This window comes from Janthinobacterium rivuli, from assembly GCF_009208735.1.
Classification (GTDB): domain Bacteria; phylum Pseudomonadota; class Gammaproteobacteria; order Burkholderiales; family Burkholderiaceae_D; genus Janthinobacterium.
In genome coordinates, this window is sequence record NZ_WFLJ01000008.1 from 1 (window position 1) to 19,560 (window position 19,560).

20 protein-coding genes and 1 pseudogene are annotated in these 19,560 nt (G+C 64.4%); 17 read left to right on the plus strand and 4 right to left on the minus strand.

Going from position 1 to position 19,560, the window contains the following annotated elements; all coding sequences use genetic code 11:
- The 4 genes and pseudogenes from GCN78_RS11930 to GCN78_RS11945 form a co-directional block, all read right to left on the minus strand.
- Positions 1-215, minus strand: a pseudogene (locus GCN78_RS11930) (tetratricopeptide repeat protein); the annotation flags it as partial.
- Complete coding sequence (locus GCN78_RS11935; RefSeq protein ID WP_226939591.1) at positions 212-2,170, minus strand: pilus (MSHA type) biogenesis protein MshL; 1,959 nt, start codon at positions 2,168-2,170, stop codon at positions 212-214. The gene GCN78_RS11935 and the pseudogene GCN78_RS11930, both read right to left, overlap by 4 nt.
- Before the next feature lie 107 nt (positions 2,171-2,277).
- Positions 2,278-3,699 (minus strand): ExeA family protein, encoded by a 1,422-nt coding sequence (locus tag GCN78_RS11940; RefSeq protein WP_226939592.1) that lies wholly within the window; start codon positions 3,697-3,699, stop codon positions 2,278-2,280.
- Positions 3,696-4,424 (minus strand): ABC transporter ATP-binding protein, encoded by a 729-nt coding sequence (locus tag GCN78_RS11945; protein WP_152251914.1) that lies wholly within the window; start codon positions 4,422-4,424, stop codon positions 3,696-3,698. The genes GCN78_RS11940 and GCN78_RS11945 overlap by 4 nt, the downstream gene beginning before the upstream one ends.
- Before the next feature lie 208 nt (positions 4,425-4,632).
- On the opposite strand from GCN78_RS11945, the gene GCN78_RS11950 reads away from it, so the two are divergent.
- From GCN78_RS11950 to GCN78_RS12030, 17 genes are all read left to right on the plus strand, one after another.
- On the plus strand, positions 4,633-6,336 hold the full coding sequence (locus GCN78_RS11950; protein ID WP_152251915.1) for a GspE/PulE family protein: 1,704 nt from the start codon (positions 4,633-4,635) through the stop codon (positions 6,334-6,336).
- 1 nt (position 6,337) lies between these two features.
- On the plus strand, positions 6,338-7,573 hold the full coding sequence (locus tag GCN78_RS11955) for a type II secretion system F family protein (RefSeq protein ID WP_152251916.1): 1,236 nt from the start codon (positions 6,338-6,340) through the stop codon (positions 7,571-7,573).
- On the plus strand, positions 7,573-8,079 hold the full coding sequence (locus tag GCN78_RS11960; RefSeq protein ID WP_152251917.1) for a type II secretion system protein: 507 nt from the start codon (positions 7,573-7,575) through the stop codon (positions 8,077-8,079). Before GCN78_RS11955 ends, GCN78_RS11960 begins: the two co-directional genes overlap by 1 nt.
- 79 nt (positions 8,080-8,158) lie before the next feature.
- A complete protein-coding gene (locus tag GCN78_RS29980; protein ID WP_319633129.1) occupies positions 8,159-8,665 on the plus strand; it encodes a type II secretion system protein in 507 nt (168 codons plus the stop codon).
- A 125-nt stretch (positions 8,666-8,790) separates the two neighbouring features.
- The gene (locus GCN78_RS11970) at positions 8,791-9,360 is read left to right on the plus strand and encodes a pilus assembly FimT family protein (RefSeq protein WP_226939593.1); all 570 of its coding nucleotides are present in this window, start codon (positions 8,791-8,793) and stop codon (positions 9,358-9,360) included.
- Positions 9,350-9,895: a type IV pilus modification PilV family protein gene (locus GCN78_RS11975; RefSeq protein WP_152251918.1), complete on the plus strand. Its 546-nt coding sequence runs from the start codon at positions 9,350-9,352 to the stop codon at positions 9,893-9,895. The genes GCN78_RS11970 and GCN78_RS11975 overlap by 11 nt, the downstream gene beginning before the upstream one ends.
- Positions 9,892-10,770 carry a prepilin-type N-terminal cleavage/methylation domain-containing protein gene (locus GCN78_RS11980; protein ID WP_152251919.1) on the plus strand — a complete coding sequence of 293 codons (879 nt, stop codon included), beginning with the start codon at positions 9,892-9,894 and terminating at the stop codon, positions 10,768-10,770. Before GCN78_RS11975 ends, GCN78_RS11980 begins: the two co-directional genes overlap by 4 nt.
- Complete coding sequence (locus GCN78_RS11985) at positions 10,767-11,225, plus strand: agglutinin biogenesis protein MshP (RefSeq protein WP_152251920.1); 459 nt, start codon at positions 10,767-10,769, stop codon at positions 11,223-11,225. The genes GCN78_RS11980 and GCN78_RS11985 overlap by 4 nt, the downstream gene beginning before the upstream one ends.
- 132 nt (positions 11,226-11,357) lie before the next feature.
- Positions 11,358-12,317 carry a type IV pilus biogenesis protein PilM gene (locus tag GCN78_RS11990; RefSeq protein WP_152251921.1) on the plus strand — a complete coding sequence of 320 codons (960 nt, stop codon included), beginning with the start codon at positions 11,358-11,360 and terminating at the stop codon, positions 12,315-12,317.
- A complete protein-coding gene (locus GCN78_RS11995) occupies positions 12,314-12,976 on the plus strand; it encodes an MSHA biogenesis protein MshI (protein WP_152251922.1) in 663 nt (220 codons plus the stop codon). The genes GCN78_RS11990 and GCN78_RS11995 overlap by 4 nt, the downstream gene beginning before the upstream one ends.
- Positions 12,976-13,659, plus strand: a complete 684-nt coding sequence (gene gspM, locus GCN78_RS12000) for a type II secretion system protein GspM (RefSeq protein WP_152251923.1) — start codon at positions 12,976-12,978, stop codon at positions 13,657-13,659. Before GCN78_RS11995 ends, gspM begins: the two co-directional genes overlap by 1 nt.
- Entirely contained in the window at positions 13,644-14,033 is a 390-nt protein-coding gene (locus tag GCN78_RS12005) for an MSHA biogenesis protein MshK (protein ID WP_152251924.1), read from the plus strand. Before gspM ends, GCN78_RS12005 begins: the two co-directional genes overlap by 16 nt.
- Positions 14,034-14,071: 38 nt before the next feature.
- Complete coding sequence (mshL, locus tag GCN78_RS12010; RefSeq protein WP_152251925.1) at positions 14,072-15,859, plus strand: pilus (MSHA type) biogenesis protein MshL; 1,788 nt, start codon at positions 14,072-14,074, stop codon at positions 15,857-15,859.
- The gene (locus tag GCN78_RS12015) at positions 15,860-16,765 is read left to right on the plus strand and encodes an ExeA family protein (RefSeq protein ID WP_152251926.1); all 906 of its coding nucleotides are present in this window, start codon (positions 15,860-15,862) and stop codon (positions 16,763-16,765) included.
- A gap of 17 nt (positions 16,766-16,782) precedes the next feature.
- Complete coding sequence (locus GCN78_RS12020) at positions 16,783-17,841, plus strand: tetratricopeptide repeat protein (RefSeq protein WP_152251927.1); 1,059 nt, start codon at positions 16,783-16,785, stop codon at positions 17,839-17,841.
- A 35-nt stretch (positions 17,842-17,876) separates the two neighbouring features.
- The gene (locus GCN78_RS12025; RefSeq protein ID WP_226939615.1) at positions 17,877-18,758 is read left to right on the plus strand and encodes an alpha/beta hydrolase; all 882 of its coding nucleotides are present in this window, start codon (positions 17,877-17,879) and stop codon (positions 18,756-18,758) included.
- Positions 18,759-18,846: 88 nt separating this feature from the next.
- Positions 18,847-19,509 carry a DUF2625 family protein gene (locus GCN78_RS12030; protein ID WP_152251928.1) on the plus strand — a complete coding sequence of 221 codons (663 nt, stop codon included), beginning with the start codon at positions 18,847-18,849 and terminating at the stop codon, positions 19,507-19,509.
- The last annotated feature ends 51 nt before the right edge of the window (positions 19,510-19,560 follow it).

Below are 19,560 nucleotides of genomic sequence, written 5' to 3' on the forward strand. Positions count from 1 at the left end.
TGCGGCGCGGGCGCGTCCGCCAGCGGTTCCAGGCGCAAGGTGCTGGGCGGTTGCACGGGCGGCGCGGCGGGCGCGGGACGGGGCGGCAGGGCGTCGGCCGGCGCCAGTTCCAGCACCTGGTCGTAGGCTTCGGACGGCTTTTCCAGTTCCTCGTCGGGAAGGCTGTTCTGCTTGGCGCGCTCGGCCTTCTTGAGCGCCTGCATCAGCAAGCTCATGGGAAGTCTCCCTGCAGGCGGGCCTGCGGCTGGACGGCCGGCGCCGGCGGGCCATCCGTGTAAGGCTGGCTGTTGAGCGGCGCCTGGCCGGGAAGCAGGTAGCGGTAGTCGCGGTAATCGCCGTCGACGCTGGCATCCTTGACCACGACGGGGCGCATGAAGATCACCAGTTCCGTCTTGCTGCTTGCCTCATTGCGATAGGTAAACAAATTGCCCACCAAAGGCAGGCTGGACAGGCCCGGCACGCCATCCTTGGCGTTGTCGATGGAATCCTGCATCAGGCCGCCCATCACGGCGATCTGGCCATTGCCCACTTTCATGATCGATTCCAACTCGCGCGCCTGGATCACGGGCACCCGGCTTTGCACGTTCGCCGTGGCCAGGGCCGGATTCGGGTCTTGCACGTAGCCCACGATGCGCGTGATGGTGGGGCGCACGTTCAGAGTGACTTCATCGCTGTCGGAAATCTGCGGCGTGACGCTCATGACGAAGCCGACGGGCACCGTTTCCAGTTTCGACTCATACGTGGCCGGCGTGGTGATGGTGCCCGTCGAACTGATCACGGCGGGTGTCACCTTGATGGTAAAGAAGACATTGTTGTCGACCACTTTCAGCATGGCCGTTTGATTGTTGAGTACGCTAATTTTCGGGCTGGACAGCACTTTCACCTTGCCGAACGATTCGAGCAGCTGGATGGTGGTGGCAAAACTGTCTTTCACATAATTGAGAAGGAAGATGCCCGGCGTGACATTGGGCGTGACGCCACTGGACAGTATCGACGTGCCCACTTGCCCCTGCCGCAGCTGCAGGCTGCCCGTCAGGCGCGACCAGTTGATGCCTTGCTGGTATTCATTGCTCAGGCGCACTTCGATGATGGTCGCCTCGATCAATACTTGCCGCTTGGCGCTGTGCAACACCGCGTCGAGGAATGCGGCGATCTTTTCGTGCTGGCGCCCCGTGGCCCGCACGGCGATCAAGCCGCCTTCCACGTTGACGACGACGGACGAGGGGCTGCCCTTGTTGGCCAGTTTGAGCAGCGGCATGCCGTTCGCGTCCAGCTGCTGGGCTGGATTCGCGTTCTGGTTGGACTGCTGCTGGCCCGGCGCATTTTGGCCACCATTCGGATTGCCATACTGCATAGGCGGCTGGGCGCCGTACTGGCCCGTGGCGCCGTTGGCAGGGAAATTGCCGGCCTGGTTCTGCTGTTGGCCTTGCTGCCCCTGCTGGCCGGGCATGTTCGCCAATTGCTGGTTCAGCTGCGCCAGCGGGTCCACCTGCACGTCGTTGAGCGTGGTCTCGCGCAGCAGGTCGCGGATATTCTTTTCCAGGCTGTACCAGAAATTATTTTCCGAACGATTCACCACCAGGGTGGTCGAATTGTTATTGCCATTGCTGCCGCTGCCTTGCGTACCGCCGACGGGATTGCTGGCATTGTTCGAGCCGCCGCCCGCCGTGGAGATTTGCGTGGCGATATTCACGCTGCTGTTGGTGCTGCGCGCCATGTTGACGTAATCGACCTTGTAATTGCGCCAGACGGGCGCGTCGGGCAACACCGTCAGGTTCTTGCCATCGATTTCGTAGCGCATATCGACTTGCTTGCTGATACGCGTCAGCAATTGCGGCAAGGTCTGGTTCAGCGCATTCAGGGTGACGCTGCCTTCGATCTGCGGGTGGATGTCGACATTCATGCCCGCGTCGCGCGCGAGCGCAAACAGCAGCGATTGCACGGGCACCTTGTGCACGGTGACGCTGTAGGTTTCCACCTTGGGTGCGGGCAGGGGCGCGGCCAGCGCGCTGCTTTGCTGCACCGGTTCGGGAATGCTGCCGGCGGGGATGGGCGCGGCATGGATGTGGGCCGGCGACAGCGGCATTTGATGCGTGGCGCAGCCAGCCAGCATGGTGCCGCAGGCGAGGGCGACCCAGGAGGTCAGCACAGGAATAGGGTGTTGATTCATGAAAAGTTCGCCCTTGGAGTCGTGTTGTGCTTTTGTAATTTTACCCAGCATGATGGCCTAAAAGCAATCGGCTGTGCGGGCCGGGGAGGCAATATGCCGAAATAAAGTCAGGGGGCGCCACGCGCCGTTTGTACCGGCGCCTTGGAGTTAATTTCCGTGCGGATACTGTCTATGTCGCTCAGCAATATTTTCTGTGGCGATGTGGGCGCGATCCTGGACCACACGGCTTCGGCGCCGGCCCGATCGGCAAAGCTGCCGTAGACGATGTCCAGGCGTGCGGCTGCGCGCGCGGGCGCAGCGCCTGGCAGGCGAAAAACGTGGATGTTGCGCAGGCCGATGGCTTGCTGCGCTTGCTGCAGGAACGTTTCCGCCGCGACTGTCTCGCTGGCGGGCAGGCTGGCGATGCGCAGCACCAGTTGCTGCGGCCCTTGCTGCGCCAGCCAGTCGCGCGATTCGGCCAGCTTGCTGTCAAGCAGCGTGGATGGCGCTGGCACTGGCGCAGCCCCACGCGCTTGCCGGAACGCGCCGGGGGCAGCGCTGGCGTGCGCGGTCGGAGCCGTCATGCCTGTTGTGTGCCCGGGCGTCAGCCATTGCCACAGCAGCGCGGCGGCCAGCAGCAGCATCAGCGCGCTCAAGGCGCCCGCCAGCAGCTTGCCCGCATGCCAGGGCGGGCGGTGGAAGGGGCTGTCGGCAATGGCCAGGCGCACATGGCGCGCGCTGATTGTCTGCGCATCGTCGGCAAACGCGGCCAGCAAGGCCTTGTCGGCCAGGATATTGACCCTGCGCACGATGCCCTGCGCGGCGCGCGCCAGCCGGCGTAGCGCGGCCGGGGTAAAAACAAGCGGCGTCATGCGGCCGGCGGCGGCCAGGCGGCATGCCAGATAGTCGCCCAGCAAGGCTTGCGGCAGGCGCGGCACGGTAAAACTGTGGGTGATGCGTTCCTTCAATTGGCGGAACTGGGGCAAGTCCAGGGTGTGCTGCAATTCCGGCTGGCCAAACAGGACGATCTGCAGCAGCTTGTGGCTGGCCGTTTCCAGGTTCGTCAGCAGGCGCAGCGCTTCCAGGGTGGCGCCCGGCATCGCTTGCGCCTCCTCGGCCAGCAGCACCACTTGCCGCCCCGCCGCATGCCGTGCGATCAGCTCGCCGTGCAGGGCGCGCAGCACGGCATCGGCGCGGCAGCCGTCCAGCGCCAGGCCCAGTTCGGCGGCGATGGCGTGCAGGACTTCATCCGGATCGAGGCGGGGATTGAGCAGGTACAGCACGTCGACCTGGGGCGGCAGGCGTTCGGCCAGCATGCGGCACAACATGGTCTTGCCGCTGCCCACTTCGCCCGTCAGCTTGATGATGCCTTCGCCTTGCGTGACGGCATACAGCAGCGCAGCGAGCAGTTCGCCCCGCGTATTGCCCGTATAAAAGAAGGCCGGGTCCGGCGTGATGCCGAACGGCGCCGTGCGCAAGCCGAAATGGCGCAGGTACATGCCATGCGGCGATGGCGCGTACTGGCAGGATGCCTGCGTGCCGGCGTTCATGCCGCGATGCAATTGAGGAAAGCCTGTTCCAGGCTGGCGTCGGCCGTACCGCCATGGCGTGCGCGGCATTCGGCGGGCGTGCCCGTAAACACGATGCGTCCCGCATGCAGGATGGCCATGCGGTCGCACAATTCTTCCACGTCGGCCAGCGCATGCGAGGTGAGCAGGGCGCCGCGGCCCTGCGCGCGCGCTTGCCGCAGCACCCGCTTGAATTGCGCACGCGCCTTCGGGTCGAGTCCGCTCATCGGTTCATCGAGCACCAGTTGCGGCTTGCCTGACAACAGGCAGGCGGCCAACCCCAGTTTCTGCATCATGCCTTTCGAATAGGTGCGCGCGGGGCGCAGCAAGGCGTCCGGCGCCAGGTCCAGCGCGTCCACGGCGCGCTGCACGGCTTGCGCATCAGGGCGCACATTGTGCAGGCGCGACAGGTAGCGCAGGAAGTCGCCGCCCGTCAGGTAATAGGGCGCCTGGAAACGTTCCGGCAAGAACGACAGGGGCTGGCGCGCCGCGCCGTGGCGGTGCGGCTGGCCGAAAATGGCGATCTCGCCCCGCTCCGGCGCGCAAAAGTCGAGCAGGCATTTCAGCAGGGACGTCTTGCCCGCGCCATTCACGCCGACCAGACCGAACAGTTCCCCCGCGCGCACCTGCAGGTCGACGCCGCGCAGCACGGCGCTGCCCGCCAGCTGCAGATGCACGTTGTGAAACTCGATGGCGCAGGCGTTCATAGGGGCAATGGTCGGCAGGCAAGAAGGTGTGCGACCGCCATTATTGCCACGGGCGCAGGTGGGCGGCAAGTGTTTCCTTGCTGAGTGTTGAAATGCGCAAAAATCAAGCCACGGAATGTATTTTCTTTAAGAAACAACAGGTTCTGGAATAAAATACCTGCGCGCGCCGCTGGCGTGCATCGTTTGAAAAATTTGTCGAGGAGCAAGCATGGCAAGGCCAGAGAAAGTCCGGCTCGGTGAGATTTTGGTGCAGCAGAAATTGCTGACGGAAGAACAGTTGGGCCAGGCCTTGACGGAACAGAAACGCTCGGGGCGCAAGCTGGGCCGCGTTTTTGTCGAGCACGGCTTCGTCACGGAAGAGCAGATTTCGGGCGCCCTGGCGCGCCAGCTCGACATTCCCTACATCAACCTGAAGTTTTTCAACATCAATCCGGAACTGGTGCGGCTGCTGCCGGAAACCCAGGCGCGGCGCTTCCGCGCGCTGGTGCTGGAAGACCGCCGCGAGGGCTTGCTGGTCGGCATGTCCGATCCGACCGACCTGTTCGCCTACGATGAAATCTCGCGCCTGGTCAAGCGCCAGATCGAGCTGGCCGTGGTCAATGAAACGGAAGTGCTGGCCGCCATCGACCGCATCTACCGCCGCACGGAAGACATTTCCACCCTGACGCGCGAGCTGGAGCAGGACCTGGGCGATGTGTCCGTCGACTTCGGCGCGCTGGCCGCCAATCCGGGCCTGGAAGAGGCGCCCATCGTCAAGCTGCTGCAATCGGTGTTCGAGGATGCCACCCAGGTGCGCGCCTCGGACATCCACATCGAGCCGCAGGAAGGCCGGCTGCAGATCCGTTTCCGCATCGACGGCGTGCTGCACCTGCAGACGGAAGCGGACAGCAAGATCGCCAGTTCGCTGGCGCTGCGCCTGAAACTGATGTCGGACCTCGATATTTCCGAAAAGCGCCTGCCGCAGGACGGCCGCTTCGCCATCCGCGTGAAAAACCAGCGCATCGACGTGCGTATCTCCACCATGCCGACCCAGTACGGCGAATCGGTGGTGATGCGGCTGCTGAACCAGGGCGGCACGACCTTGCGCCTGGACGCCATCGGCATGCCGCCTGCGCTGGTGGCGCAATTTCGCGCCATCGTCAGCCGTCCGAACGGCCTCGTGCTGGTGACGGGGCCGACCGGCAGCGGCAAGACGACGACTCTGTATTGCGCCTTGTCCGAGCTCAATTCGGTGGAAAAAAAGCTCATCACGGTGGAAGACCCCGTCGAGTACCGCTTGCCCGGCATCAACCAGGTGCAAGTCAATGACAAGATCGAGCTGAACTTTGCCAGGGTGCTGCGCTCGGCCCTGCGGCAAGACCCGGACATCGTGCTCGTCGGCGAGATGCGCGACCAGGAAACGGCGCAGATCGGCTTGCGCGCCGCCATGACGGGTCATTTGGTGCTGTCGACCCTGCATACGAACGACGCCATCAGCACGCCGCTGCGCCTGATGGACATGGGCGTGCCGCGCTACATGGTGGGCAGCTCGCTGCAAGCCGTGCTGGCGCAGCGCCTGGTGCGCGTGATCTGCGAAAGCTGCAGCACGCCGTATGCGCCCACGCCGAACGAATACGAATGGCTGCGCCTGGAACTGGGCGAGCTGGTCGAACGCAACCAGTATTTCCACGGCAAGGGCTGTTCGCATTGCAATGGCATGGGTTACCGGGGCCGCACGGGCGTGTACGAATTGCTGGAAATCACGCGCGCCGTGGCCGATGCCGCCAACCATGCCGATCCTTCCCACTTCATGAAGGTGGCGACGGCGCAGATGGCGGGCGAAACCCTGCGCCGCCACGCCGTGCAGCTGGTGGTCCAGGGCCGCACGACGGTGATGGAAGCGATGCGCATCAGCAACCAGAGCGAGGATTGAGGTGCCGTTTTTCTCCTACAAGGCGCGCAGCGCCAGTGGCGAATTGCTGACCGGCGTGATGGAAGGCGCCGACAGCGGCGCCGTGGCCGACCAGTTGATGGCGGGCGGCAGCACGCCCGTCGACATCAGCGCCACCAAACAGACGGTGACGAAGGCGGGCAACAACCAACTGGGCTGGTGGGCCAGGCTGACCGAGAAAAAGGTCACGCCCATGGACGTGCAACTGTTCAGCCGCCAGCTGTACACCCTGCTGAAAGCGGGCGTGCCCATCATGCGCGGCCTGGCCGGCTTGCAGGAGTCCGCCATCAGCCCCGCGTTCGGGCGCATCATCAAGGATGTGCGCGAGTCGCTCGACGCGGGCCGCGAACTGTCGGCCGCCATGGCGCGCCACCCGACCATCTTCACGCCGTTTTATCTGTCGATGGTGCGCGTGGGTGAAATGACGGGGCGCCTCGATGAAGTGTTTTTGCGCCTGTTTGACCACCTGGAATTCGACCGCGACATGCGCGCGCGCGTGAAAACGGCGACGCGCTACCCGACCTTCGTCGTCTTCGCCATGCTCGCCGCCATGGTGGTGGTGAACATCTTCGTCATTCCCCAGTTCGAGAAGGTGTTCGCCAGCTTCCACGCGGAACTGCCACTGATGACGCGCATCCTGATCGGTATCTCGCGCTTGACGGTGACGTACTGGCCCATCTTGCTGCTGCTGGCTGTGGGCGGCTTTTTCGGCTGGCGCGCCTGGCTGCGCACGAAAGAGGGGCTGTATAAATGGGACCGCGCCAAGCTGCGCCTGCCGATCGCCGGCAAGATCATCCTGAAAGGCACGATGGCCCGCTTCGCGCGTAGCTTCGCCCTGTCGAGCACGAGCGGCGTGCCCATCGTGCAGGCGCTGACGGTGGTGTCGCAAACGGTCGACAACACGTTTCTGAGCGCGCGCGTGGAGCAGATGCGCGACGGCGTCGAGCGGGGCGAAAGCATCTTGCGCACCTCGGTCGCGGCCGGCGTGTTCACGCCCGTGGTGCTGCAGATGATCGCCGTGGGCGAGGAATCCGGTTCGCTCGACGACCTGATGGACGAGATCGCCGACATGTACGAGCGCGAAGTCGATTACGAGCTGAAAACCCTGTCGGCGCAGATCGAGCCGATCTTGATCGTCTTCCTCGGCGCCATGGTGCTGGTGCTGGCGCTGGGCATCTTCCTGCCGATCTGGGACCTGGGCCGGGCGGCCCTGCACTGATGGCAACACCGTTGCGCCAGCGCGGCTTCACCCTGTTCGAGCTGGCCGTGGTGGCGGGCATGTTCGCCATCCTGACGGCGGTGTTCCTGAACCGCGTCGGCTATTACCAGCGACAGGCGCAGCAGGTGGCCGTGGCGCAGATGTTGGGTGTCTTGCGCACCAGCTTGCGGGTGCAGGTGTTGCATTTGTACCTGGCGGATCGGCGCGACCAGTTGCCGGCGCTGGCGCGGCAAAACCCGTTCGACTGGCTGACCGACAAGCCGGCCAGCTACCTGGGCGAGTTCGCGCAGCCGGACCTTGCAAAATTACCAGCAGGGAATTGGTTGTACGAGAAAAAAGAACAAAAAATCATCTATTTGTTTAGTAATGGCAATATTTTTCCCAGTACAGGGGTTGATGCAGTGAAATTTAAGGTAACCTTGCCTGGTGCGGATGCCGATCTTGACAAGCTCGTCCAGGAACCCGATATTGTGGTGTGGAAATCGCCGGGCTCAGCAGCCAACTGACGCGCTTCCTGGTCCGGTGCTGCGACAGTGTCATGGCGTTGGTTTTGAAGTTTTTTATTTGATTTTGGAGAAAGCAACAATGAACAAGTCTTTACGTAGTATGAAAAGCGGCGCCCAGGCAGGTTTTACCCTGATCGAACTGATCGTCGTCATCGTGATCCTCGGCATCCTGGCCGCCACGGCGATTCCTAAATTCATCGACATGTCTACCGAGGCGCGCGTGGCCAAGATGCAGGCGGCCGCTGGCGCCTTGAAGTCTGGTTCGGCCCTGTTCCACGCACAATGGTTGGTCAAGGGTTCGCCTGCGGACACCGTTGCCATCACAATGGAAGGCACGGACGTCAAGGGCGTCAGCGGCTATCCGGCTATCGCTTCGCCCGGCATCGCCGCGGCGGCAGGTGGTCTGCTTGACTACGATACCACCACCACTGCTGCAACGGCGACCGTGTTGACTGTATTGCCTGACAGTAAACATCCAAATTGCAAGGTGACCTATACGGCTGCCGTGGCTGTCTCAGGCACCACACCGGTCCAGCCGGCGGTGGTTGACGCGACGGCCCTGGGGACGCCGGCCAACTGCAGTTAATACGGGCGTGCAGATGCCGTGCCGGCAAACCGGCACGGCCGCGCCATGTTTCCGCCCGCCCAACGCCAGGCTATGCCGGTTGGGCTTTTTTACGGGTATCTCCATTGTCCTTGCCATCGATCATCTTGCCGCAACGTCTGGCGCTAACGCAGGCTAGGCTGCAGTGCCGCCCACGCGGCTTCACCTTGATCGAGCTGGTGGCCGTGCTGGTGCTGGCGGGCTTGCTGGCGACCTTTGCCGTCAACCGGTTTTTCCAGCGCGACACTTTTGACGCGCGCGGTTTTGCCGACCAGGTAACGAATATCGTGCGCTACGGGCAAAAACTTGCGGTGGCGCAAAACCGTGCCGTGTTTGTGCGCATCGATGCCAACAGCGTGGCCCTGTGCTTCGATGCCGTTTGCAGCGCTGACCAGAAAGTGGTGCCGCCCGCGGGCAAGAACAGCGGCAGCAAGGAGACGCAGCAGTATTGCCTGGGGAGCAATTGGCTGTGCGAAGGCAGTCCGTCCGGCGTGACCCTGTCCACCGATCCCGTCGATACGGCGGGTTTTTATTTCGACGCGCTGGGCCAGCCATATGCGCAGGACGATGTGTTCCCGAAGTCATCGACCTTCCCGGCGCGGCTGAAGATCAGCATCCAGGGTGACGGCACGACGCGCAACGTCATGGTCGAAGGGGAGACCGGCTATGTCCATTAGCCAGCATCGTCGGCGTGAACGCGGCGTGACCCTGATCGAACTGGTGCTGTTCATCGTCATCGTCGGCCTGGCCTCGGCCGCCATCCTCGGCGTGATGAGCCTGACGACGCAACACAGCGCCGATCCGCAGCTGCGCAAGCAGGCGCTGGCGATTGCCGAAGGCATGCTGGAAGAAATCCAGCTGGCGCGGTTTACCTATTGCGATCCGCAAGACCCGGCCGCGGAAACGGCGACCAGCCCGGCCGGCTGCGCCATCCCGGAAGGCCCGGGGGAAGAGGCGAACGGCGCGGGGCGGCCGTTCGACAACGTCAACGATTACGTGAGCGCGTATGGCACGGCCAAGGAGTACACGACGGATGCTCAGGGTAACGCCTGGACTCAGAATTACACTGCCTCGGTGACGATCACCGAGCAAGCACTGAACAACCTGCCTGCCACGGAAAGCCTGCATATCCAGGTGGTCGTGCCGTATGCCGACCAGAAGATCGTGCTCGACGGCTATCGCGTGCGCTATGCGCCGAACAGCATTCCATGAAAACAATCCTCAACGCCAGGCGCCGCGCGCGCGGCTTTACCCTCGTCGAGATGGTCATCGTGATCGTCATCACGGGCATCATCGGCGCCATGGTCGCCGTCTTCATCCGCGTGCCCGTGCAAGGCTATATCGACACCACCGCGCGCGCGGCGCTGGCCGACACTGCCGATACGGCGGCACGCCGCCTGACGCGCGACGTGCGCCTGGCCTTGCCCAACAGCGTGCGCGTGTCGAACGACGGCCTGTTGCTGGAATTGCTGCTGACCAAGACGGGCGGGCGCTACCTGAGCGACAGCGACCCGTCCGGCCTGGGCAATGTGCTGAGCTTCGAGACCACCCCCGCCTCACCAGCTTTTAACGTCGTCGGCGCCATGCCCGTCGATGCGCTGGGCGCGCGCCAGGCGATCAGCGTGGGCGATCAGATCGTCGTCTACAACCTGGGCGGTGCTTTTGCGCCGAACAATGCGTATACGTGCAGCGCGACGACGGGATGCAACCGCGCGCCGGTCACGGCCGTGGCCGGCAATGTCGTCACCCTGGGCAGCTATCCTTTCACGACGCCGCCGGCGCCGCTGCCGTCGCCATCGAACCGTTTCCAGGTGGTGTCGACGCCCGTCACCTATGCGTGCGATTTGAAGGCCGGTACCCTGACCCGTTACGCGGGCTATGCGATCCAGGCCACCCAGCCGGTTGCGGCTGACTTGAAGGATGGCGCGCTGCTGGCGCGCCAGGTGTCGGGCTGCGTCTTCAGTTACACCGTGCTGGCCAATGTGCAGCGGGGCCTGGTGAATATCGACCTGAGCCTGGGTGCGGCGAACAGCAATACGGGCGTGCTGCGCCTGGTGCAACAGGTGCAGGCGAGGAATACGCCATGACGCGCTTGCTGCGCCACCGCACGGGCCGCATGCGCGGTTTCAGCCTGGTCACGGCCATTTTCCTGCTGGTGGTGCTGGCCGCGCTGGCGGCCGTGATGGTGAATATCTCCACCTTCCAGCAGACGGAATCGGCGATGGACGTGCAGGGCGTGCGCGCCGAACAGGCCGCCCGCGCCGGCCTCGAATGGGGGCTGCAGAGACAGATCAGCGCCGGCCTGACGGCCGGCGCGGCATGCATCGCTCCGGCAAGTTTCAGCTTGCCGGCGGGCACGACGCTGTCGTCGTTCAGCGTCAGCGTGCAATGCAGCGCGGCCACGCAGCCCGGCAGCTTGACCAGCTGGACCATCACGGCCACGGCGTGCAACCAGCCGGCCTCTGTCGAGCCGATCTGTCCTAACGCGGGCAACAACGCGGACTATGTCCAGCGCCGCCTGCAAGCCGTGCTGTCGCAGTAAGATCAACTGCGTGCAAAAAAGATCGCTAATTTATTGTTTTTACACAATAAAGTTGGCTTCATGAATTAAAATTGGCTGGATGCATACACTGCGCGACAAGAGCGGGCAGGGCACTTACACTGGATAGTTCGCATGGGTTTATTCGCAAGAGCAAAGAAGTATGATGGCTGGCTGGCCACGGCGTTTGGCCGCGAAGGCGTCAGCGCCGTCGTTGTCGAACGTCCCGCCGACGGCATGCCGCGCGTGCGCGGCGCCAGCTACCAGGCGGCCGCGCGGCCGGCGCCGGCCGAGGTGCTGGAAAAACTGGGCAAGGACGTGCAGGCGGCAGCGCGCCACTGCACCACCGTGCTGGCCGGCGGCGAATACCAGCTGCTGTCGCTGGAAGCGCCTGCCGTGCCGCGCGAGGAGCTGAAGACGGCCGTGGGCTGGCGCCTGAAGGACATGCTGGACTTTCCCCTGGCCGAGGCCACCATCGACGTGTTCGACATCCCCGGCGACCCGAACGGCACCCAGCGGGGCAGCAGCGTGTTCGCCGTCGCCGCGCGCAACAGCGCCGTGTCGCGGCGCCAGGCGCTGTACGCCGAATGCAAGATCGGCCTGTCCGTGATCGATATCCCCGAGATGGCGCAGCGCAATATCGCCACCTTGCTGGAAACGCCGGGACGCGGCATCGCCGTGCTGTTTTTCGATGGCGACGGCGGCTTGCTGACCATGAGCTTCAATGGCGAGCTGTACCAGGCGCGCCGCATCGACGTGACCTCGACGCAATTGCAGTCGCCCGACGCGAGCCAGTATTACGACCGCGTCACCCTGGAACTGCAGCGCTCGTTCGACCACTTCGACCGCCAGTTCCATTTCATTTCGCTGGCCCGCTTGATGCTGATGACGGGCGCGGCCGACGGCTTGCACTCCTACCTGGCCGACAATCTCTACATGCCCGTCGAGCAGCTGGACCTGGCCACGGTGCTGGACTTGTCGCAGGCCGCCGAATTGCGCGACCCCGCCATGCAGGCGCGCTACTTCCTGGCCATCGGCGCCGGCTTGCGCGAGGTTGGCCTGCACCCGGGCAAGCACGAAGGGAAGGGCGCATGAGCCAGCAGATCAATCTGTTCAATCCCCAGTTTGAACTGAAAAAACACCACATGTCGGCGCGCACGGCCAGCCTGGGCCTGGGTGGCCTGGCGCTGGTCTTGCTGGTCCTGGGCATGCTGGCCCAGCGGACAATAGGCGGCCTGGAGCAGCGCGAAGCGGGCGTCAAGGCAGCGCTGGCGCAAGGCGAGGCGAAGCGCGACCAGATCTTGCGCGATTTCCCGCCACGCAAGAAAGATCCGGCCCTGGCGCAGGAGCTGGCGGCCGTCGAGGCGCAGCGCCAGTTGCTGCAGGATGCGTCGAACGTGCTCGATAGCGGCAAGCTGGGCAATACCCATGGCTATGCCGGCTATTTCCGCGCGCTGGCGCAGGCCAGGGTCGAGGGCGTATGGCTGACGGGCGTGGACATCGCCGGTGCCGGCAATGACTTCGGCTTGCAGGGCCGCTCCCTGCACGCGTCGCTGTTGCCCGCCTACATCACGCGCCTGGGCCAGCAGGAGGTACTGAAAGGCAAGACCTTCGCCAGCCTCGACATCGGCCAGCCCGCGCCACCAGCCGTCGCCGAGGGCAAGGCGGCCAGCCTGCCCTATGTCGCGTTCAGCCTGCAGTCGGCCGACCGCGCCACCAAGCCGCCAGAAACTGTCGCCGGAGGAACCCGCTGATGCTGCCCTTGCTGAAAAAATGGGCCACCGCCTTCGACGCCCTCAGCCTGCGCGAGCGGCTGATGGTGTTTGGCGCCGGCGCGGCCGCCATCCTGTTCGTGTTTTATTTCATGAGCTTTAATCCCCTGTTGGCGAAACGCACGGCGCTGGAGGCGAGCATTGCGCAAAAGCAAAGCCTGCTGACCGCCACCGACAAGGAAATCGCGCTGACCATGCTCGCCCACGCCACCGATCCCGACCAGGAAGCGCGCACGCGCCTGCTGGCCTTGCAGGCGGAAACGGCCTCCCTGGCGCAGGCGCTGCGCGCGAAGCAGCACGGGCTGGTGGCGCCCGAGCGCATGGTGACCTTGCTCGAACACTTGCTGCGCCGGCACGCGGGATTGCGCGTGGTGTCGTTGAAAACCTTGCCATCGAGCGCCGTGGGCGCGCGCCAGGCCGATAGCGCGAACGGCGATGCGGCGGCCAAGGCGACGGCCCCGGCGCCGCTGCTGCACCAGCATGGCGTGGAAGTGGTGCTGCAAGGCAGTTATGCCGACATGGTGCAATACATGCAGGCGCTGCAATCGATGCCGACCCGCGTCTTCTGGGGCGCCGCCCACCTCGACGCCACCGGCTACCCGGGCGCCACCCTGACCCTGACCTTACATACCCTCAGCATGGACGACACATGGATCGCACTCTGACCTTGGGCCCCGCGCTGCCGGCGCTATTGCTGGCGCTGGGCCTGGCATCGCCGGGCGCGCAGGCGCAGGCGCTGGACGACCCGACGCGCCCGCCGGCGGCCCTGTGGGCGCCCGCCAGCGCCGCGCCCGTCGTCGCGGCCCGGCCGCAGCTGCAATCGGTGCTCATTTCCACCCAGCCGGGCGGACGCCGCCTGGCCGTCATCGATGGCCAGACGGTCAAGGTCGGCAGCAAGGTGGGCGACGCCGTGGTGACGGAGATCCACGACACGGCCGTATTGTTGCGGCGTGGTAAATCACTGGAAACCTTCAAGCTGTACCCGAGCAGCAAGACCGACAATCAGACCGATCGCAAGACCGACCGCAAGCAGGAGTAGAAGAAGTGGCCAAGCAACTCAATCAACACAAGGCGAGCATGTTCAAGATCAGTACGATGGCGGCTGTCATCAGCGTCAGCCTGGGCCTGGGCGGCTGCAATGTCGCGCCCGTCAAGCGCGACACCTATAATGCGATCACCGATGCCGTCAAGGGCGCGGCGGCCACGACGGCGCCAGCGGCCCAGCCGGACGCCGTGGAAGCGGCGCTGCTGCCGCCCGTGGCGGCCCTGGCCCAGCAATTGCCGAAGGCCCGCGCCGCGCTCGACGAGCGCTTCAACGTGGCGTTCAACAATGTGCCGGCGCGCCAGTTCTTCACCTCCATCGTGGCCGGCACGCGCTACAACATGCTGGTTCACCCTGACATCGGCGGCACGATTTCCGCCAACCTGAAGGACGTGACCCTGTTCCAGGCGCTCGACGCCGTGCGCGAACTGTATGGCTATGACTACAAGGTCGAGGGCACGCAGATCTACATCAAGCCCCTGACCATGCAGACGCGTTTGTTCCATGTCAATTACCTGACGGGCGCGCGCCGCGGCAGTTCCAACCTGCGCGTGTCGTCGACCTCGGTCGGTTCGGTCGGTTCGACCAACTCGGGCGGCTCGGGCAATAGCGGCAATAGCGGCAATAACAATCAGGGCAACAACAACGAGCAGAATCAGCAAACGAATGGCGGCCAGGGCGGCCGCACCCTGGACAGCAGCAACTTGACCACCTCGTCGACGGCGGATTTCTGGCCGGAATTGCGGGCCGCGCTGGAAGCCATCGTCGGTAGCAGCGAAGGGGGGCGGCAAGTGGTGCTCAGCCCGCAGTCGGGCGTGATCGTCATCCGCGCCATGCCGGAAGAGCTGCGCAATGTCGACATGTATCTGAAGGCCACGCAACTCTCCGTCGACCGCCAGGTGATCCTGGAAGCGAAAATCCTCGAAGTCGAGCTCAACGACAACACGCAGACGGGCATCAACTGGGCCTCGTTCGCCTCGATCAAGAGCGGCCATACGAACCGCATCTCGACGGGCTTCATCCAGCCGGGCGGCACCCTGGCGCCGCTGCCGTTCAACGGCGGCCAGCCGCCCAACATGACGAATGGCAGCGGCTTGACGGCCAGCAGCGGCTTTGGCCTCAGTTCGGCGGCGACCTCGGCCGGCTCCATGTTCGGCCTGGCTTTCCAGACGGCCAATTTCGCCGCCATGATTTCCTTCCTGGAATCGCAAGGCTCCGTGCACGTGCTGTCGAGCCCGCGTATCGCCACCATGAATAACCAGAAGGCCGTGCTGAAGATCGGCACGGACGAGTTTTACGTGACGGGCGTGTCAACCACGACGAATACGACGGCCAGCGGCGCGACGACCAGCCCCAACGTGACCTTGCAGCCGTTCTTTTCCGGCGTGGTGCTGGACGTCACGCCGCAGATCGATGCGGACGGCAACATCATCCTGCATGTGCACCCGTCCGTCAGCCAGGTGTCGACCATCAGCAAGGAAATCGACCTGGGCAGCGCCGGTTCGCTGAAACTGCCGCTGGCCGCATCGAGCACGTCCGAGATGGACAGCATGGTGCGCAGCCAGGATGGCCGCATCGTCGCCATCGGCGGCCTGATGCGCCAAGCCACCACGGCGGACCGCTCGCAAGTGCCGGGCGCGGGCGATATCCCCGTGCTGGGCGCGCTGTTCCGCAACACGGGGCAGGTGATCCAGAAGCGCGAGCTGGTGGTGCTGATCAAGCCGACCATCGTCGATGGCGCCAATAGCTGGAACGAGGACTTGCTCGATTCGGGCAAGCGCATCGAGGCGCTCGACCCGCGCCGTCCGTCGGAGCGGCGCTAAATGTACCAGGCCCATTTCGGCTTGCGCGAGGCGCCGTTCGGCCTCACGCCCGATACCAGTTTCTTCTTCAACGGCCCGCAGTCGCAAAAGGCGCTCAACACCTTGCTGGTGGCGGCGCGCAATGGCGAGGGCTTCATCAAGATCACTGGCGAGGTGGGGACTGGTAAAACCTTTTTGTGCCGCAAGTTCATGCAGTCGCTGGGGCCGGACTTCGTCACGGCCTACATCCCGAATCCGAACTTGCCGCCCCGTTCGCTGATCCTGGCGCTGGCGGACGATCTCGATGTGTTGCTGGAGAAAGATGCTGATCAACATCAACTGCTCAAGTCCCTCAACCTGCGCCTGCTCAACCTGGCGGCGCAAGGCAAGCGCGTGCTGCTGTGCCTGGACGAGGCGCAGGCGATTCCCGTCGACAGCCTCGAAGCGCTGCGGCTGCTGACGAACCTGGAAACGGAAAAGCGCAAGCTGCTGCAAATCGTGCTGTTCGGCCAGCCGGAACTGGACGTCAAGCTGGCCTTGCCGGAAATCCGCCAGCTGGCGCAGCGCATCACCTTTCATTACCACCTGGGTCCGCTCTCGCGCGACGACGTGGATTTTTATGTGGCGCACCGCCTGCGCGTGGCCGGTTTCGACGGCGCGCGCCTGTTCAGCCGTGGCGGCGTGGCACGGCTGTACAAGGCGTCCGGCGGCATTCCCCGCCTGATCAACATCATGGCGCACAAGGCGCTGATGGTGGCGTATGGCGAAGGGCGCCAGCAAGTGGGCGCCCGCCACGTGGCGCTGGCCGCCAGCGATACGCTGGCCAGCAAGCCGCGCCGCTTGTGGCAGCGGCCATGGCCGTGGCTGGCCGGCGCCGGCGTGCTGGCCGCCGCCTGCGGCGTGAGCTGGACTTTATTGAACCGATGACGAAGATGAGCCTGTAGATGAGCCTGATTAACAAGATGTTGCAAGACCTCGATGCGCGCGGCACCCCCGATGGACGCGGCGACGCGGCCGGCATCCGCTCCGTGCCCGAACGCGAGCGGGGCGTCTCGCGCGCGCTGGTCTTCGGCGGCGCCGCCGGCTTGACGGCCGCCGCCATCGCCCTGGGCTGGGTCTACCTGAAACGCCCGGCGGTGCCGCCCGTGCTGGTCAATGTCGCCAGCACTTCCGTTCCGGCGCCCGTGCCAGCGGCCGTTGCTCCCGTGCCAGTGGTGGTCGCCGCAGCGGTGCCCGTCGTGGCGGTTGAAGCGGAACCCGTGTTCGAGGCTGAGGAGACGGTCGCGCCAGCCAAGGTGCGTAATGCTGAAATGCGCCGCATCACGGAACAACCCGTCAAGCCTGCCCCTGTGGTCGTGGTGAAGACGCCGGCACCGGCCGCCAGCGAGCGCATCATCGATGGCAAGCAAGTCACGGCGCAGCAGCGCGTGGAGAACGAATACCGGCGCGCGCTGGCCCAGTTGCAGGATGGCCGCGTCTCCGACGCCATGCTGGCCTTGCAGCAGACCCTGCAGCTGGACCCGCGCCACCAGGGCGCGCGCGAAACCCTGGTGCGCCTGCTGCTCGAAGCGCAGCGTCCCGACGAGGCGGCCCGCCAGTTGCAGCTGAGCCTGGCGCTGGACCCGAAACAGCCGGCGCAGGCGATGATGCTGGCCCGTTTGCAACTGGATAAGACCGGCGGCGGCGCGGTGGCCCTCGACACCCTCATGCGCAGTCTGCGGTATGCCAGTGACAGCGGCGAATACCACGCCTTCCTGGCCGGCGTGCTGCAGCGCGAGCAGCGCTACCGCGACGCGTCCGAGCACTACCAGCAGGCCCTGCAGACGGCACCCGACAACAGCGTCTGGTGGATGGGTCTCGGCATCGCCTTGCAAGCCGACAACCACCCGACCCAGGCGCGCCAGGCGTTCGAGCGGGCCAAGGGCTTGCAAACCCTGTCGCCCCAGCTGCAGGCCTTTGTCGAGCGCAAGCTGGTGCAGCTGACGGCGTCTGCGGCGAAGTAACTTTTACCTCACTGAAAGAAACCAGCTTGAAGCCTGTGAATCTGCTCATCGCCCTGTGCTGCCTGGCCGGCAGCGCCCTGGCCGCCCCCGCCAGCTACGTTCTTGAAAATACGGAAGTGCGCGACATCCACGCGCAAGCCCTCAAACGCGACTATCAGCTATATGTCGCCTTGCCCGATTCCTATCGGCAGGGCAATAAGCGCTACCCGGTGCTGTTCGTCACCGACGCCAATTATGCGTTTCCCGTCGTGCGCAATATCGCGCAGCGCCTGAACAAGCATGCGGGGGTGGAAGAGGTCATCGTGGTCGGCTTGTCGTACGCGAATGGCGATGGCGGGGTGTACAGCCGCCGCCGCGACTACACGCCCACCACGCCGCGCAAGCATGATTACCGCTCGGACATGCCGGGACGGCAGCCGGCGTTCGGCGAAGCGAAGGCGTATGGCCAGTTCATCTCGGGCGAGGTGTTCCCCTTTATCGCCAGTAACTATCGCGTGAACATGCAGCGCAAGGTGTTCATCGGCCATTCCTACGGCAGCCTGCTGGGCTTGCAATTGCTGCTGACGGAACCGCGCACCTTCGAGCATTACATCCTCGGCAGCCCGTCGCTGTGGTACGACGCCGGCCTCATGTTCGACCGGGAACAGGCGTATGCGGCCAGCCACAAGGACTTGCCCGCCTCCGTGTTCTTCGGCATCGGCGGCCTGGAAAAGCTGGCGGCGGGCAAGAAGCGTTCGCGTTTGGAGGAAGAGGCCGACATGCTGGCGGACTTGCGCGAGTTTGACGGGAAACTGAAATCGCGCAAGTTCCCCGGCTTGAAAACCCGTTTGCGCGTCTTCGAGGATGAAGATCACGCGAGCGTGTTTCCTTTCGTGCTCACGCATGGATTGCGGGCGTATCTGACGTCCGCAAAATGAAGGGTGCCGGGCGGCATCTGCCAGGCAGGGCCGGCGTCGCCATGCACATTCCGACCGCCGGAAGCGGTCATCGATAAGGTCAGCTGACATGCGTACATTGAATGAATTATTGGATAGGGAAGACCCGGCGTTTCCGCTGATCCGGCAATGGGCCAGCGAGGCCGACATTCCGGTGGAATTGCTGCCTCCCTCGGCCGGCCGGGAGGATGTGCTGCTGAGCCTGCAAGTCACCACGCGTTCACCCCTCGGCGCGATCGCCTATGAAACCGGGGGCATCCTGGTCGATGACGGCTGGCTCCGGATATTGGGCTCGGGCCATGACAAGCTGGGCCGGAACATTGTTTCGTGGAACGAAGGCAAGGCCGAGGGCTTTCTGTTGGTGGCCGATGACGTGCTCGGCGGTTTTTTTGCCATCAACGGCGGCGCGCTCGGGGCCGACCAGGGCAAGCTGTATTACCTTGCCCCCGAGACGCTGGAGTGGGAAGCGCTGGAGATCGGCTTCACGGCGTTTGTCGAATGGGCCTTTACCAGCCGGTTGCGGCAGTTCTACGGCCGGCAGTCGGGCGATGCGGCTGGCTTTGACGAATTACCCTTGGCCGGCGACCTATGTCTGAACTTTTATCCATTTCTGTGGACGCAAGAGGGTTCCATCAAGACCAGTTCGCGGCGCGCCATTCCCGTGGCGGAGCAGTGGGCGCTCAACCTCGACCTGAAACAGAAGTTGCTGGATGCGCCTGCGGGCGCGAGCTGAGGCATCGCCATGCGCATCCCGCGCCGGCGAAATGGCGTTTCAATCCACGAA